This is a genomic window from Pseudomonas sp. WMBT8, assembly GCF_050916005.1.
Taxonomy (GTDB): domain Bacteria; phylum Pseudomonadota; class Gammaproteobacteria; order Pseudomonadales; family Pseudomonadaceae; genus Aquipseudomonas.
This window is the reverse complement of the sequence record NZ_CP188096.1, coordinates 2520408-2535315: the sequence shown is the minus strand read 5'-3', so window position 1 is coordinate 2535315 and position 14908 is coordinate 2520408. Positions and strand designations below refer to the sequence as shown.

Genomic DNA, 14908 nt, shown 5'->3' with positions numbered 1-14908 from the left:
GCAAACGTCAAACCTGGCTCGCATTGCCGGCCAGCGGAATAGAAGAGGCAGGCCATGGCAGCCGAACAAAAGGAGCGCACGGCAAAGCTTGCCGAGAAGCGGCAGGAACTGGGCGAGCAGGAGTTGCGGCACACGGTACCGCACGGCACCCGGCAGATGCTCGACGAGTTGATGCTCTGGCATAAGGTCGAGGAAGTAAGCGAGGCGGTGCAACTGCTGGTGCTGAATGGCCGGGCTGAGGATCTGTCGCCGGCGCCGCCGAAGGTCAAAGGGCCGTCCGACATCATCCGCCACTACTTCCGCCAGGGAATGCGGGACCGGTTGGCAGCGCTCACCGCCGAACTGGGCCAGACGAAGGACCGGGCTACCATCTGGAGACTGATCGCGCATGCCCACTCTCTGGGCCCCAAGAAATCCGCAGCCCTCTTCAAAATTAAGCGCCACGGTTACGAAATAACTAAAAACGTGGCGCGCAAATTACGGCAAGCAGGATTTGCCGAATCGCTCCAGATGAACGCTATAGACGACGGCGACGAATAAGCCACCCTCCCCGCGGTATCCTGAAGGCGACCTTTCCCTAGAAATGATCATTGCAGCGAGGGGAAAAAGGTAATGCGCAAACCGCTATCTGAGCCCTCTATTGAACTGTAGAGTTGCTGTCCGGGTAAACTGCATCGCCGACGCTACTCGCTCTGAATCAGAAAGGCACGGACGCGTATTTCCTTTTTCTGGATTTAGGCACCAGAACATGAATATCGAAGGATAGGGATATGAATCACATCTACAAAACGTTTCTACTACCTATGGGTATCGGTATTGCGGTGTTGTGCTCGATGAATGTCGAAGCGATAACGCGGGAAGAAATGCTCAAGCTCAATGCCGCGTACCCGCCCGGTAGCGTTGTTAGCTGTGAGACGCAGCTTGAAGGAAACGGCAAAAATATATTGCCAACGCTCCTAAAAACTCGCGCACACATCAAAGAGAGAACGGGAAACCTGACGCGTACTGATGTCAGCGTAACGTTTATCCCAAAGGGATTATCATCCAACACAATGACCGTGAATTACCAGTCGCGGGCAACCATGGAAGATGACGGTGAGTTAATTGATATTGACCCTGCTAGTCTAACTGTCTCCTTCAGCGCCGCGAATCCAGCGGGTGAGGAAATTGTGGCGAACAAAATGCGCAGTACTCTCCCTCCTACTGGAAGCGATCTCAGGCTATACAAGACGGTAAAAATCACCGATTTCCCTTCCTTCATAATCACTCCCCAAGATCAGCCTCCCACCTACTGTTCTAAGGAAGAATAAGCAGTGACACTTTGCATCATCGATGCCGTGTCAGACTTGGAATACGCTAGACCCTGGCCGACCTGATGGAATGGTCAGGCATTACTGAGCAGGGCGAGGCGATGACGCTGATGATTCATCACCTGCATGCCTTGGGCGCTGCGAAGTGCCAGCCTCTACTGCATCCACCGCGCCACGAAATCGAGATATCGCAAAACGTGGCGCGGGAATTTCGCAATAAAAGCCTGCTCGCTATCCAAAAAGACCCTGGCGACGAGATTATTGAGCCCGGGTAAGCTTATTTTTGCGCATCGCTTTCGCTGTAGATTACTTGCGATGATCCAACGCCAGTGATTTTCCGAACAGGTGATCGAGTCGTAATGAGCTCCGTAGCCACTCTGCGTCCTTCTGTTTCTGCCTCTTCGAACGTAGTCCAGTTTTTCCTGATTGCGTCAGAAGATGCTGCCAAATTGGTGTTACGAGCAGGCTCCCGGATAGAGACTTTTACACTCGTCGGGATATTGCCAAGCTCTGCCCAGCCGAAGCCGATAAAAACTTCAAACTGGCCTTCGATGTAGCTTATGTTGCGGGGGCGATCCTCGGCCAAACGATTATCTGACATATTTTTCTCCTTGTACCGACCCCATGCCGGTCACCCGTAATACCCCAACCTAAACCAAATTGTCACCACCGGACACCGGAGGGCGGTGCCTACCCAATATCGCGATCAACCCAATGCTTTGCGAGCCAGGCTGGGATCAATAACGTTCGTGCTGCATTCAACTTTGTCCTGGCATCTGGCGAGCGATCGATCTCAGTGCCGAAGTAAGCGATCCAGCTTCCGTCAGGCTGCAACACAAGCTCCGTCAAGTACGTGCCGACTTCAGCTACGGTCAGTCCACTTTGCTCTGCTAGCAGCTTATTAGAAGGTTTTCTGTCCACTCTTTCCTCCTTGATCCGGCTCCATGCCGGTCACCCGTAATACCCCATATCAACGAATCACGCCAGCCGGCGAGGATCCCCTATGTCTCCCTACAAATTGTCCGGGACGACGGTCGTCAGCTTTTCCGGCGGACGCACCAGCGCCTACATGCTGCGCCAGGTGCTGGACAACAACGATGACTTGAGCGATCTGGTCGTCACCTTCGCCAACACCGGGAAGGAACACCCAGCCACCCTGCAGTTTGTTAGGGAGTGCGCCGAGCGATGGTCGGTGCCCATTGTCTGGTTGGAGTTTCGCGACGATGACGCGGGATTTGCGGTGGTGGATTACGACACTGCAAGCCGCCAGGGCGAGCCGTTCGAGGCCCTGATCCGCAAACGCAAGTACCTGCGCAGCCTGGGCCTTTCGACCGAGGAGTCGCCGGTGGACATGATGACCGGCATCCGTGCCGACGAACCGCGCCGAGTCGTGAAGATCCGGCACCGCAAAAGCACGAGCGAAAGCAAGTGGGCAACCATGGTGATGCCGTTGGCCGATGCCGGTGTCGGCGTGCAGGACGTGACCGACTTCTGGGCGGACCAGGTTTTCGACCTGATGCTGCCGACGATCAACGGCAGGACACTGGAAGGCAACTGCGACCTTTGCTTCCTTAAAGGTGCCAAGCAGGTCTATTCAATCATCGCCAGCGACCGCGATGAACCGATCCGCAAGGGAGATTGGTGGGCACGCATGGAGAGCTCAGTTGTCTCCGGCGGGAAGTTCACCGGCGACGGGGCCCGCTTCCGCAGTGACCGCCCTAGTTACCAGCAGATGATCGACTACTCGGACATCCAGTTCGATTTGTTCGCTGAGCACGACGAGGCCATTCACTGCTTCTGCGGGGATTAATCTAGAAATTAATTGCTTCGAAACGGCGTGGTTGATCGAATTACATTAATTCCACTGCACTGAGATCCGTCGGCCTGTTTCACTCTAATGATTTCATCAACAAACATACTCATTGAACTACAGGCTAGGTCTTGGTCTCTCATCGGACCGACATGAACAGCCTTAATGCTATGAAACGGAAACGGAACCTTAATGTAAGGAATTAAAACTCCCGACCTAGAACGAAATTGCAACGGAAAACTGCAATCAATTTTCTCAACCAGCATCCTAATTTCTTGCTCCTCTGAAAAGCTCTCATGCTTCAAAGTCGCAGCAGCTATTGCTAAATCAGAATATGCCCTAAGCCCTTTTAAACATGGGACGCCACTATTAGATCGCATAGATCTACCAAGCCCACGAACAGCTGTCAAAGTGGCATCGTAGGCTCTTCGCCCTTTTTCTTGAGGCCCATACAAGCACTCATATAAATCATGACTTATAGAGTCTTCGCAAAACTCAAGCGCATAGTTACCATACGCCCTCCACTGACTTAGCAGATCAGGCGCCCGGCTAAATGAACAGACAAAAATCGGGTTTAGATTCATCAACGTTCCCACGTGTGAAGAAAGTCCCTTGGTAATAAAATCTGTCGCAGCAACGGCATATTCTTTACTGATCCTCTCCTGAACCCCTCGCCCATTTATGAGACTCATAATTAATTCTACGCCATGGGTCATTTCTTCCGAGTCATTTAAGAATCGCATATCTGTCAACCACATCTCTCCATGTTCGATAATGGCTTTAACAGCATTCACGTCCGTGTAGTGGAATAAACTCATAGCGACCTCTAATGATTTTTCACTTCGCAATATACCGGCGAGGAGCCAGCATGCCCATCACTTACGGAAGCGTGTGCAGCGGCATAGAAGCCGCGACACAGGCCTGGCACCCGCTGGGCATGCGCGCCGCCTGGTTCGCCGAGATTGAGCCGTTCCCCTCGGCGGTCCTGGCCCACCACTACCCCGACGTGCCGAATCACGGCGACATGACCAAGCTGGCCGCCCTGGTGCTGGCCGGCAAGATCCCGGCACCGGACGTGCTGGTCGGCGGTACCCCATGCCAAGCCTTTTCGGTAGCCGGTATGCGCGAAGGCCTCACCGACCCGCGCGGCGCCTTAACCATCAAATACGTGGAGCTTGCAGATGCAGTTGACTATGTTCGAGCCGGCCAGCGAAAGCCCGCCAGCGTTATCGTCTGGGAGAACGTCCCCGGCGTCCTCAGCGACAAAGGGAACGCCTTCGGATGCTTTCTTGGCGCGCTTGCTGGGGAAGACTGCGAGCTGCAGCCTCCAGGGAAGAAATGGCAGGACGCTGGTTGTGTGTATGGACCCAAAAGAACAATCGCGTGGCGGATCCTGGACGCCCAATATTTCGGCCTGGCCCAGCGACGCCGTCGTGTGTTCGTTGTCGCAAGTGCTCGAGACGGGTTCGATCCCACCGAGGTACTTTTTGAGCGCGAAGGCGTGCGCCGGGATACTGCGCCGAGCCGAGGCCAGGGGCAGGACGTTACCGGAACAGCTCCTTTCGGCCCTGCGCTCCAGTGCGGAGAAGGATGTGAGCACGTCTTCCCTGAGCAGCTAGGCGTCTATGGCTGCCCGAACTGTGAGGGTGACTTCGGGCCGGCGGTATCGATGTTCGGCGGCATCCCGGCCTTTGGTGCTGGGCGCATGTCCGGATCCATCGAGAAGGCTGGCACCCTCACACATCATGAAGGCGGCAACGACCTGGACAGCGAGACGTTCTTTGTTCAGCCCGATGTGATCGGGGCCCTAACAAGCCACGCCTACAGCGGCGGTGCAGGAGGAAGGCCCGAGGGCGCCGCGGCTGGGCACTTCCTGGCGGTAGCCGGTGCGCTGCGCAGCACAGAAGGCGGCGCCGATGTCGACCACGCCCAGGCCGGCCACTTAATCGCGGGCACGCTCAACGCCAACGGCAAGGCAGCAGGCAGCGCAACCAACCAAGACGCCGAGTCGGGCTTGCTCGTAGTGCATGGTACCCAAGACCCTGGCGTTAGCGACAAACTTGCCTTCGCCTTGGGTAGGAACAACGGCCAGGAAAACGCCGTGCTGGCGTTCTCCTGCAAGGATCACGGCGCCGATGCCGGAGTAATCGCACCTACGCTGCGCGCAATGAATCACTCAGGCAGCCACGCCAACGCCGGTGGCCAGGTGGCCGTGTGTATCACCGGTGATGTCACACACACCCTGAAGACTGAAGGTTTCGACGGCAGCGAGGACGGTACCGGGCGCGGACAACCAATCGTTCCCGCTTATTCCACTAAGCTGCATCACACAGCCGCTCTTGGCGCTGGCAAGTGGTACGAGGAATACACGGCGTCATTGGATGCATGCAGTCCGCCTCCCGCCCTGCTTGCGCCAACCCAGGTCCGCCGCCTGACTCCCATCGAGTGCGAACGCCTCCAGGGCATGGCCGACAACTACACCCTGATCCCTTGGCGCGGCAAGGCCGCCGAGGAATGCCCGGACGGCCCCCGCTACAAGGCGATCGGCAACAGCAAGGCAGTCACCGTGGTCCGCTGGATCGGGAGGCGCCTTATACGTCAGCTTGGCGCTACGTAGAGAACAACTGATATGCCGCCACCTCCGCGCGGGAAATTACGGCGGGCTTACCGGCAGCGACAAATCCATTGATGCAAGCCCTGGTGATAGGGATGTTGAAGTGGCTGCCTCTTGCCTTCATGTCATCTAACACCGTTTGTGACATCAGATACTTACCGCAATCGGGGCACTCAACATCTCTGAACTCCCCTACCGCAAATGCCTCCTTGCCTTTCCCGCCACATACAACACACACGTAATTGTCCATAACCACCTCCGTTTGGTTGTTCGCTGAACTGTAGCTGACCCCGTCCAAAATTCCACGGCCCGGGCTTGGCCCGGCAAGGACACCCCATGTACGCAACGAAACTCACCCTGCTCATAACGGCCATCGTGTTGTACGTGGCGGGGTCCACCTTCTGGTTTTTCTGGCAGGTGCCGGAGCTGCTCTCCACCGGTACCGAACAAACCCTGATCGCAGCATTCGCCGGCACCGTCGCCTGGATGCTGCTCACTTTCGGTTTCATCATCCACATCATCAAGACGGCGCGGCCCACTGCGGTCGACGGGAGGTAGGTATGCAAGCAGAGATCCTGTCGGACGACGAGCTCGCCGACCTAACTGGCTACAAGCAGCGCGCTCACCAGCGCAAATGGCTGAAAGACCGAAACTGGGTATTCATCGAGAGCCGTGGCGGCCGCCCTCTGGTAGGCCGGATGTTCGCGCGCATGAAGCTTGGCATGGTTAACGCCGCGATCGCAGATCCAAACCCGCAGCCGACGCGTCCGGCTTGGACGCCTGATTTCTCCAGAGTGAACTGATATGCGTCCCCGGAATACGGAAAACAGGGACTTGCCACCAGGCATGGTGCGCCGTAAGCGCCCAAGGAAAAATGGCAAGGTCTGGATCGGCTACTACTACCGTGACTCAGCGGGAAAAGAGATCCCGCTTGGAACAGACCTGAGCAAAGCCCGTTTAAAGTGGGCCGAGCTGGAGGCCAAAGAAAAGCCGGCGGATCTGACAACGATGAAGGGCATCTTCGACCGGTACGTGCGCGACGTCATCCCAAAAAAGGGAGAGCGGACCCAGAAGGACAACATCGCCGAACTGAAACAGCTCCGCCCTACGTTTGATGAGGCGCCCATCGATTCAATTACGCCGTTCAACATCGCCGGTTACCGGGATGCCCGCTCAGCGAAGGTTCGTGCCAACCGCGAGATCGCGCTCCTGTCCCACGTTTTCAACATGGCCAGGGAGTGGGGGCTCACGGAGCGGGAGAACCCTTGCCAGGGCATCAGGAAGAACAAGGAGGCGCCGCGTGATTACTACGCCAACGCGGCTGTTTGGGATGCCGTCTACGCGGTTGCCGAACAAGAACTAAAGGAAGCCATGGACCTGGGCTATTTGACCGGTCAGAGGCCTGCTGACGTGCTGATCATGCGCAGCGACGATACCGAGGGTGACTACTTCTTGGTAACGCAGGGCAAGACTGGGCAGAAGCTCAGAATCCTGATGCGTACGGAAGCCGGGGAAAACAGCTTAGGGAGATTGGTTAGGGAGATCAGCGAAAGGAATGTCGGTCATTCGTCCAAGTACCTGTTGATCAACAGACACGGAAAGCGGATGACGAAGGGGATGTTGCGCTTGCGCTGGGATAAGGCGAGGGAAAAAGCCAAGCAGAACGCCATCGAACAAGGCGACCCGCTGCTCGCTACCAAGATTGGAGGGTTTCAGTTCCGCGACATCCGGCCGAAGGCCGCGTCGGAAATCATCGATATCGGGGATGCCAGCCTGCTACTGGGACACAGCAAACAGGAGATCACAAAGCGGGTTTACAGGAGGATTGGCGCCACCGCGAAACCCTCCAAATAGGCAGAGTTTCGGAACTCCTACCCGAAAGTTTCGGAACTCCAGCCAAAAGCAGGAGAAACCTTCTCAAACCCCAGAAACACAAAAGCCCCGCAATCGCGAGGCTTTCGTCTGAATCTTGGCGGGAAACCAGGGATTCGAACCCTGGGAACGCTATTAACGTTCGCCGGTTTTCAAGACCGGTGCATTCAACCACTCTGCCAATTTCCCTTGTGCAACACAGGATTATAGTAGCCCATCCTGTCTCAGCGGGCGCCATAATACCCGAATGAAACACACTGTCAAACTCTCTGCATAGCTTGTTACAGAGCGTCTGTTATGATCTTTGCGACTGAACGTTTCAAAACTGAAGGAGTGTCGCCATGCGCGAACAGGATTACGCAGTTAATAGCAACGTGCAGGCTGAGCAGCTAGAGGTTAGCCGCGTCCTGCGCAATACATACGGCCTGCTCGCCCTCACCCTCGCATTTAGCGGCGTGATGGCGTATGTGGCGCAACAGATGCGTGTCGGCTACCCGAATATTTTCGTGGTACTGATCGGTTTCTACGGCCTGTTTTTCCTCACCAACAAGCTGCGCGACTCGGCCTGGGGCCTGGTGTCGGCGTTTGCCCTGACCGGTTTCATGGGGTTCCTGCTCGGCCCGATCCTTAACCGTTACCTGGGCATGCAGGGCGGCGCGGAAGTGGTCAGCTCGGCATTTGCCATGACGGCCTTGGTATTTGGTGGCCTGTCGGCGTATGTGCTGATTACCCGTAAGGACATGAGCTTCCTCGGCGGCTTCATCACTGCAGGTTTCTTCGTGTTGCTGGCGGCTGTGCTGGCGAGCATGTTCTTCCAGATCAGCGGCCTGCAATTGGCAATCAGCGCAGGTTTCGTGCTGTTTTCCTCGGTCTGCATTCTGTTCCAGACCAGCGCTATCATCCATGGCGGCGAGCGTAACTACATCATGGCGACCATCAGCCTGTATGTATCGATCTACAACCTGTTTGTCAGCCTGTTGCAGATCTTCGGCATCATGAGCCGCGACGACTGATCCCAGCCTTACCAAAAAGCCCGCTTCGGCGGGCTTTTTGTTGCCTGCGGCTTTATCATTGGCAAAGGTTTGCCAACAGAGTGTTCCATGAAGTTCGCGATTGCGCTTTTTTCCGCCGCCCATGCGCCCTCCTCGCGCCGCGCCCTGCAGTTTGCCCAGGCTGTGCTGGCCGGTGGGCATGAGATTGTGCGGCTGTTTTTCTATCAGGATGGCGTCTACAGCGCCGCCAATTCGGTGGTCACGCCCCAGGATGAGCAGGATATCGCCCAACAATGGAGCGCCTTCGTCAGCAAGCATCAGCTTGATGGCGTGGTCTGTATCGCTGCGGCGCTGCGCCGTGGGGTGTTGAATGCTGAAGAAGCTGCGCGCTACCAGCGCAGCGCGGTGAATCTGGATGCGCCGTGGGCGCTGTCAGGCCTTGGGCAGTTGCATGATGCCATCCAGGATGCCGACCGCCTGATCTGCTTTGGAGGGCCATGAAATGTCCAGATCCTTGTTGGTAATCAGCCGTCAGGCGCCGTGGTCCGGACCCAGTGCGCGAGAAGCGCTGGATGTGGTGCTGGCCGGCGGCGCATTCGACTTGCCGATTGGCCTGCTGTTTCTTGATGACGGGGTGTTTCAACTGGCAACCGCCCAAGATGCCAAGGCCGTGCAACAAAAGGACGTGACGGCCAACCTGCAGGCACTCTCGCTGTTTGGCATCGACGACGTGTTCGCCTGCAGCCACAGCCTGGCGGAGCGTGGATTGACCGCCCCTGATAGCGCGCAGCCACTAAGCAGCGCACAGATTTCCCAGATGATTGACCGTTACGACCAGGTGATGACCCTCTGATGTCGACCTTGCATGTGTTGTCCCACTCCCCTTTTTCCGACAGCCGCCTGGACAGTTGCCTACGCCTGTGTGGCGCGCAAGATGTGATCTTGCTGTGCGGCGATGCAACCTATGCCCTGCAAGCCGGCAGCGCGCCCTTCCAGGCCCTGCAAGCCAAGGCCCTGGGCATCTTTGTACTGGCCGAAGATGCCCAGGCCCGCGGCCTGGTGTTGCCGCAGTGGGCCAAGAGTGTCGACTACCCGGGGTTTGTGCAGCTGTCGATCGAGCATGACAAGGTCAACACCTGGCTATGAACACCTTGACCGTAGGCACACACACCCTTGAGCTGGACAAGGATGGTTACCTGGTTGACCTGGATGCCTGGTCGACCGAGGTGGCCAACGCCCTGGCGAGCACCGAAGCGCTGGAGCTGACTGACGAACACTGGGAAATTCTTGAGCTGCTCAGGGGTTTTTACCAGGAGTTCCAGTTGTCCCCGGCCACCCGCCCACTGATCAAGTACACCGCCCTGAAGCTGGGCCCGGAAAAGGGCAACAGCCTGCACCTCAACCGACTGTTCAAAGGCACTCCCGCCAAACTTGCCGCCAAGCTGGCGGGCCTGCCCAGGCCGACGAATTGCTTATGACCGACTTTGCTCCGTTGATCACCGAAACTCCCGCCGAACACCCCTTTGCGCCGTTTGTGCGGATCCTCGGCAAAGGCAAGCGTGGCGCCCGCAGCCTGACGCGCGAAGAAGCCCGGCAAGCCATGGGCATGCTGCTCGACGAGCAGGTCGAGGACTCCCAGCTCGGCGCGTTCCTGATGCTGCTGCGCCACAAGGAAGAAAGCCCGGAGGAACTCGCAGGCTTCACCGAGGCCCTGCGCGAGCGCCTCAACCCGCCATCTCTGAGAGTGGATGTCGATTGGCCCACCTACGCCGGGAAAAAGCGCCACCTGCCGTGGTACCTGCTGGCCGCCAAGTGCCTGGCGCAGAGCGGCGTGCGGATTTTCATGCACGGCGGCGGCGCACACACGGCCGGCCGGCTGTACACCGAACAGTTGCTGGGTGAACTGCAGATTCCACTGTGCCGCAATTGGCAACAGGTCGAGACCGCCCTGGAGCAAGGCAGCCTGGCGTTTATGCCGCTGGGCGACTGGGCCCCACAGCTGCAACGCATGATTGACCTGCGCAATATCCTCGGCCTGCGCTCGCCCATCCACTCCCTGGCCCGCATCCTCAACCCGCTGGGCGCACGCTGCGGCCTGCAAAGCATCTTCCATCCCGGTTACCAGGGCGTACACCGCGATGCCAGTGGTTTGCTAGGTGACAACACCATTGTGATCAAGGGCGATGGCGGCGAGATCGAGATCAATCCCGACACCACCAGCCACTTGTACGGCACCACCGGCGGCGCAAGCTGGGATGAGGAGTGGCCTGCCCTCTCCACCCAGCGCCACGTCAAGCCGGCCAGCCTCGACCCCGAGCATTTGAAGGCGATGTGGCGCGGCGAGGTGCAGGACAGCTACCCGCAATTGGCGCTGATCGCCACCATGGCCCTGGCCTTACGCGGCCTTGGGCAACCACGGGAACAGGCCTTTGTACTGGCCCAACAGTACTGGGACGCGCGGGATAGATCGATTTAATCGATCATTAACTCTGACCCTTTGCGCTATTTGTTCGAACCCAGACGATTAGACTGCACTCCAACGCTTAATAGCCAAGGAGTCAGTCATGGGTTTGCTGATTGAAGGACGCTGGCACGACCAGTGGTACGAAAGTAGCGCAGATGGCGCCTTCCAACGGGAACAGGCGCAACGCCGCAACTGGGTCACCGTCGACGGCCAACCTGGCCCGAGCGGTGATGGTGGCTTCAAGGCCGAAGCCGGCCGCTACCATCTCTATGTTTCACTAGCCTGCCCGTGGGCGCACCGCACCCTGATCCTGCGCAAGCTCAAGGGCCTGGAAAGCCTGATCGACGTGTCGGTGGTCAGTTGGTTGATGCTGGAAAATGGCTGGACCTTCGACAAGGCCCATGGCTCAACCGGTGACAGACTCGACGACTTTGCCTACATGCACCAGCGCTATACCGCCGATACCGCCGACTACACCGGGCGTGTCACGGTGCCGGTGCTGTGGGACAAGAAGCTCAAGCGCATCGTCAGCAATGAATCGGCGGAGATCATCCGCATGCTCAATAGCGCGTTCAACGGGCTAACTGGCAATAACCTGGACTTCTACCCCGAACCACTGCACCCCACCATCGATGCGCTGAACGAGCGGATCTATCCCGCCGTGAACAATGGCGTGTATCGCGCAGGCTTTGCCACGTCGCAGCAGGCGTATGAAAGCGCATTTGATGAGGTGTTTGCCGAACTGGATCACCTGGAACAACACCTGGGCAAGCATCGTTACCTGGCCGGTGAATACCTAACCGAGGCCGATGTACGACTGTTTACCACGCTGATTCGTTTTGATGCGGTGTATTACAGCCACTTCAAATGCAACCTACGGCGGATTGCGGATTATCCGAATCTGTCGAATTGGCTGCGGGAGCTGTATCAATGGCCGGGGGTGGCCGAGACCGTGGATTTTGCGCATATCAAGGGGCATTACTATGCCAGCCACCGGACGATCAATCCGACAGGGATCGTGCCGAAGGGGCCGTTGCAGGTGTTTGATAGCAAACATGATCGAGAAAGATTGAGCGGTAAAGAGATCTGGCGCTGATGCGCCAGCCTCATCGCGGGCAAGCCCGGCTCCCACAGTGGGTCTGTGTGCAGCCGGGCGAACAGGTTATACCTGGGACTGGGCGCCTTCAAACCACTTTAGCTTCTCACGCAACACCACCACTTCGCCTACGATCACCAGGGTCGGCGCATGCACTTCATGCTCCGCCACCAGGCGCGGCAAGTCGGCCAGGGTGCCGGTAAACACACGCTGGTTGGACGTGGTGCCTTGCTGGATCAGCGCAGCCGGGGTGTCCGCCGAACGACCATGGCGAATCAATTGCTCGCAGATGACCGGCAAACCGATCAGGCCCATGTAGAACACCAGGGTCTGCGACGGTCCCACCAGGTCATTCCAGGGCAAATCAGAGGTCCCGTCCTTCAGATGGCCGGTGATGAAGCGTACCGATTGCGCATAGTCGCGATGGGTCAAAGGGATGCCAGCGTAAGCCGCGCAACCACTGGCCGCGGTAATCCCCGGCACCACCTGGAACGGGATGCCATTGGCCGCCAGCTCCTCGATCTCTTCACCGCCACGCCCAAAAATAAACGGATCGCCGCCCTTGAGGCGCAGTACACGCTTGCCCTGCTTGGCCAGTTTCACCAGTTGCTGGTTGATCTGGTCCTGCGGCACCGCGTGATCGGCGCGGCGCTTGCCGACATACACGCGCTCGGCGTCGCGCCGGCACAGTTCAAGAATCGCTGGCGCCACTAGGCGGTCGTACAGCACCACATCGGCTTGCTGCATCAAGCGCAAGGCGCGAAAGGTCAAGAGGTCCGGGTCACCGGGGCCCGCGCCCACCAGATACACCTCACCCGGGGCATGGGGCGGCTTGCCATTGACCTTTTCTACCAGCAAACGCTCGGCTTCATCGCCTTGCCCAGCCAGTTGCCGATCAGCAATCGGGCCCTGGAAAACCTCTTCCCAGAAAGCCCGGCGTTGCTGCACATCAGGATACAAACCCTTGACCTGGGCGCGAAAGCGCGCGGCCAGCCCGGCCAATTGGCCGTAGGTGGACGGAATCCACGTTTCCAGCTTGGCGCGAATCAAGCGCGCCAGCACCGGCGCATCGCCGCCGCTGGACACTGCAATCACCAAGGGCGAACGGTCGACAATCGCCGGGAAGATCACGCTGCACAGTGCCGGCGCATCGACGACATTGACCGGTACGCACCGGCGCCGGGCATCGCTGGACACTTGCGCGTTCAGCGGCTCGTCGTCGGTTGCCGCGATGATCAGGGTGCAGCCATCAAGGTCCGCCTCCTGGTAACCACGCACAATCAATTCACCGCCACTGCCCTGCACCAGTTCACGCAACTGGTCTTCGATCAGGGGAGCAACCACCCGCAACAACGCGCCGGCATCGGCCAGCAGCCGGGATTTGCGCAAGGCAATCTCCCCGCCACCGACGACCAACACACGACTGCCGCGCAGGTTATGAAACAGTGGCAGAAATTCCATTTAGCCGATGACCTCAACGCCCGCCATGTACGGCTTGAGCACTTCAGGTACGCGGATCGAACCATCGGCCTGCTGGTAGTTTTCCAGCACCGCGACCAGGGTCCGCCCTACCGCCAGGCCCGAGCCGTTGAGGGTGTGGACCAGCTCCGGCTTGCCGGTTTCCGGGTTGCGGAAACGCGCCTGCATACGTCGGGCCTGGAAATCACCGCAGTTGGAGCACGAGGAAATCTCGCGGTATTTGTCCTGGCTCGGCACCCAGACTTCGAGGTCGTAGGTCTTCACCGCGCTGAAACCCATGTCGCCGGTGCACAGCGCCAATACGCGGTACGGCAGCTCCAGCAGTTGCAGGACGCGCTCGGCGTTGGCGGTCAGGCCTTCCAGGGCTTCCATGGAGGTCGATGGCTCGACGACCTGCACCATCTCGACCTTGTCGAACTGGTGCTGGCGGATCATGCCGCGAGTGTCACGCCCCGAGGCACCGGCTTCGCTGCGAAAGCACGGGCTGTGGGCGACGAACTTGATCGGCAATTGCTTGGCGTCGAGGATCTCGCCGGCCACGATGTTGGTCAGCGACACTTCGGCGGTCGGGATCAGGTACAGATCGGCTTCGCCGTCGCGGCTGATCTTGAACAGGTCTTCTTCGAATTTCGGCAGTTGACTGGTGCCCATCAACGCCGGCGCCTGCACCAGGTACGGGGTGTAAGCCTCTTCGTAACCGTGCTCGCCGGTATGCAGGTTGAGCATGAACTGCGCCAGGGCACGGTGCATGCGCGCGATCGGGCCGCGCAGCAAGGCAAAGCGCGCGCCGGACATTTTGGCCGCGGTTTCAAAATCCAGGCCGCCGGTCAATTCGCCCAGGGCGACGTGGTCCTTGATCTCGAAATCAAAGGTTTTTGGCGTGCCCCAGCGGCGTACTTCGACGTTGCCGTCTTCATCTTCGCCAACCGGTACCGACTCGTGCGGCAGGTTGGGAATACCCAGCAGGATCGAATCCAACTCGGACTGAATCTTGTCCAGCTCGACTTTACCGTCGGACAGCTCGCTGCCCATGCGTTCGACGTCCGCCATCAACGGCGCGATGTCTTCACCACGCTGCTTGGCCTGACCGATGGATTTGGAACGTGCATTGCGCTCAGCCTGCAGTGCTTCGGTGCGGGTCTGGACGGTCTTGCGCTGTTCTTCCAGCGCTTCGATGCGCGCAACATCCAAGGCAAAGCCACGGGATGCAAGGCGGTCCGCTACGTCCTGAAGGTTGCTACGTAACAGTTTGGAATCGAGCATGTCGGTCT

The 14908-nt window shown here is 58.4% G+C and carries 18 protein-coding genes, 1 tRNA gene and 1 pseudogene; 15 read left to right on the top strand and 5 right to left on the bottom strand.

Annotated features, from left to right (window positions below; genetic code table 11):
* Positions 1-54 precede the first annotated feature (54 nt).
* The 3 genes and pseudogenes from ACO77H_RS11805 to ACO77H_RS11795 all read left to right on the top strand — a co-directional run.
* Positions 55-540 carry a hypothetical protein gene (locus tag ACO77H_RS11805; protein ID WP_432755505.1) on the top strand — a complete coding sequence of 162 codons (486 nt, stop codon included), beginning with the start codon at positions 55-57 and terminating at the stop codon, positions 538-540.
* A gap of 230 nt (positions 541-770) precedes the next feature.
* Positions 771-1310: a hypothetical protein gene (locus tag ACO77H_RS11800; RefSeq protein ID WP_432755504.1), complete on the top strand. Its 540-nt coding sequence runs from the start codon at positions 771-773 to the stop codon at positions 1308-1310.
* 20 nt (positions 1311-1330) lie between these two features.
* Positions 1331-1585, top strand: a pseudogene (locus ACO77H_RS11795) (hypothetical protein); the annotation flags it as partial.
* A 2-nt stretch (positions 1586-1587) separates the two neighbouring features.
* Here the strand turns inward: ACO77H_RS11795 and ACO77H_RS11790 are convergent.
* On the bottom strand, positions 1588-1911 hold the full coding sequence (locus ACO77H_RS11790; RefSeq protein WP_432755503.1) for a hypothetical protein: 324 nt from the start codon (positions 1909-1911) through the stop codon (positions 1588-1590).
* Between the two features lie 402 nt (positions 1912-2313).
* Between ACO77H_RS11790 and ACO77H_RS11785 the strand changes: the two genes are divergently transcribed.
* Positions 2314-3120, top strand: coding sequence for a phosphoadenosine phosphosulfate reductase family protein (locus tag ACO77H_RS11785; RefSeq protein WP_432755502.1), 807 nt, complete (start codon positions 2314-2316; stop codon positions 3118-3120).
* 8 nt (positions 3121-3128) lie between these two features.
* On the opposite strand, the gene ACO77H_RS11780 is transcribed toward ACO77H_RS11785, so the two are convergent.
* On the bottom strand, positions 3129-3938 hold the full coding sequence (locus ACO77H_RS11780; RefSeq protein WP_432755501.1) for a DUF2971 domain-containing protein: 810 nt from the start codon (positions 3936-3938) through the stop codon (positions 3129-3131).
* 50 nt (positions 3939-3988) lie between these two features.
* Here ACO77H_RS11780 and ACO77H_RS11775 point away from each other — a divergent pair, with 50 nt between their 5' ends.
* The 4 genes from ACO77H_RS11775 (at position 3989) to ACO77H_RS11760 (ending at position 7588) form a co-directional block, all read left to right on the top strand.
* On the top strand, positions 3989-5737 hold the full coding sequence (locus ACO77H_RS11775) for a DNA cytosine methyltransferase (protein ID WP_432755500.1): 1749 nt from the start codon (positions 3989-3991) through the stop codon (positions 5735-5737).
* A gap of 333 nt (positions 5738-6070) precedes the next feature.
* Positions 6071-6292, top strand: coding sequence for a hypothetical protein (locus tag ACO77H_RS11770; RefSeq protein WP_432755499.1), 222 nt, complete (start codon positions 6071-6073; stop codon positions 6290-6292).
* Between the two features lie 2 nt (positions 6293-6294).
* Positions 6295-6537 carry a DUF4224 domain-containing protein gene (locus tag ACO77H_RS11765; RefSeq protein ID WP_432755498.1) on the top strand — a complete coding sequence of 81 codons (243 nt, stop codon included), beginning with the start codon at positions 6295-6297 and terminating at the stop codon, positions 6535-6537.
* Between the two features lies 1 nt (position 6538).
* Positions 6539-7588, top strand: coding sequence for a tyrosine-type recombinase/integrase (locus tag ACO77H_RS11760; RefSeq protein WP_432755497.1), 1050 nt, complete (start codon positions 6539-6541; stop codon positions 7586-7588).
* A gap of 116 nt (positions 7589-7704) precedes the next feature.
* On the opposite strand, the gene ACO77H_RS11755 is transcribed toward ACO77H_RS11760, so the two are convergent.
* Positions 7705-7795, bottom strand: a tRNA-Ser gene (locus ACO77H_RS11755).
* A 152-nt stretch (positions 7796-7947) separates the two neighbouring features.
* Here ACO77H_RS11755 and ACO77H_RS11750 point away from each other — a divergent pair.
* The 7 genes from ACO77H_RS11750 to ACO77H_RS11720 all read left to right on the top strand — a co-directional run bounded on the left by ACO77H_RS11750 (position 7948) and on the right by ACO77H_RS11720 (position 12158).
* Positions 7948-8619: a Bax inhibitor-1/YccA family protein gene (locus ACO77H_RS11750; protein ID WP_029293588.1), complete on the top strand. Its 672-nt coding sequence runs from the start codon at positions 7948-7950 to the stop codon at positions 8617-8619.
* Positions 8620-8706: 87 nt separating this feature from the next.
* Positions 8707-9099 carry a sulfurtransferase complex subunit TusD gene (gene tusD, locus ACO77H_RS11745; protein ID WP_170043090.1) on the top strand — a complete coding sequence of 131 codons (393 nt, stop codon included), beginning with the start codon at positions 8707-8709 and terminating at the stop codon, positions 9097-9099.
* Position 9100: 1 nt separating this feature from the next.
* Positions 9101-9451 carry a sulfurtransferase complex subunit TusC gene (gene tusC / locus ACO77H_RS11740; RefSeq protein WP_076963832.1) on the top strand — a complete coding sequence of 117 codons (351 nt, stop codon included), beginning with the start codon at positions 9101-9103 and terminating at the stop codon, positions 9449-9451.
* The gene (tusB, locus tag ACO77H_RS11735) at positions 9451-9744 is read left to right on the top strand and encodes a sulfurtransferase complex subunit TusB (protein ID WP_432755496.1); all 294 of its coding nucleotides are present in this window, start codon (positions 9451-9453) and stop codon (positions 9742-9744) included. Before tusC ends, tusB begins: the two co-directional genes overlap by 1 nt.
* On the top strand, positions 9741-10076 hold the full coding sequence (locus tag ACO77H_RS11730; RefSeq protein WP_432755495.1) for a TusE/DsrC/DsvC family sulfur relay protein: 336 nt from the start codon (positions 9741-9743) through the stop codon (positions 10074-10076). Before tusB ends, ACO77H_RS11730 begins: the two co-directional genes overlap by 4 nt.
* Entirely contained in the window at positions 10073-11074 is a 1002-nt protein-coding gene (locus tag ACO77H_RS11725; RefSeq protein WP_432755494.1) for a glycosyl transferase family protein, read from the top strand. The genes ACO77H_RS11730 and ACO77H_RS11725 overlap by 4 nt, the downstream gene beginning before the upstream one ends.
* Before the next feature lie 88 nt (positions 11075-11162).
* Positions 11163-12158, top strand: a complete 996-nt coding sequence (locus tag ACO77H_RS11720; protein WP_432755493.1) for a glutathione S-transferase family protein — start codon at positions 11163-11165, stop codon at positions 12156-12158.
* A 66-nt stretch (positions 12159-12224) separates the two neighbouring features.
* Here the strand turns inward: ACO77H_RS11720 and cysG are convergent, their stop codons facing one another.
* Positions 12225-13619 carry a siroheme synthase CysG gene (gene cysG, locus ACO77H_RS11715; protein WP_432755492.1) on the bottom strand — a complete coding sequence of 465 codons (1395 nt, stop codon included), beginning with the start codon at positions 13617-13619 and terminating at the stop codon, positions 12225-12227.
* On the bottom strand, positions 13620-14900 hold the full coding sequence (gene serS, locus ACO77H_RS11710) for a serine--tRNA ligase (RefSeq protein WP_076963826.1): 1281 nt from the start codon (positions 14898-14900) through the stop codon (positions 13620-13622).
* Positions 14901-14908: the final 8 nt, after the last annotated feature.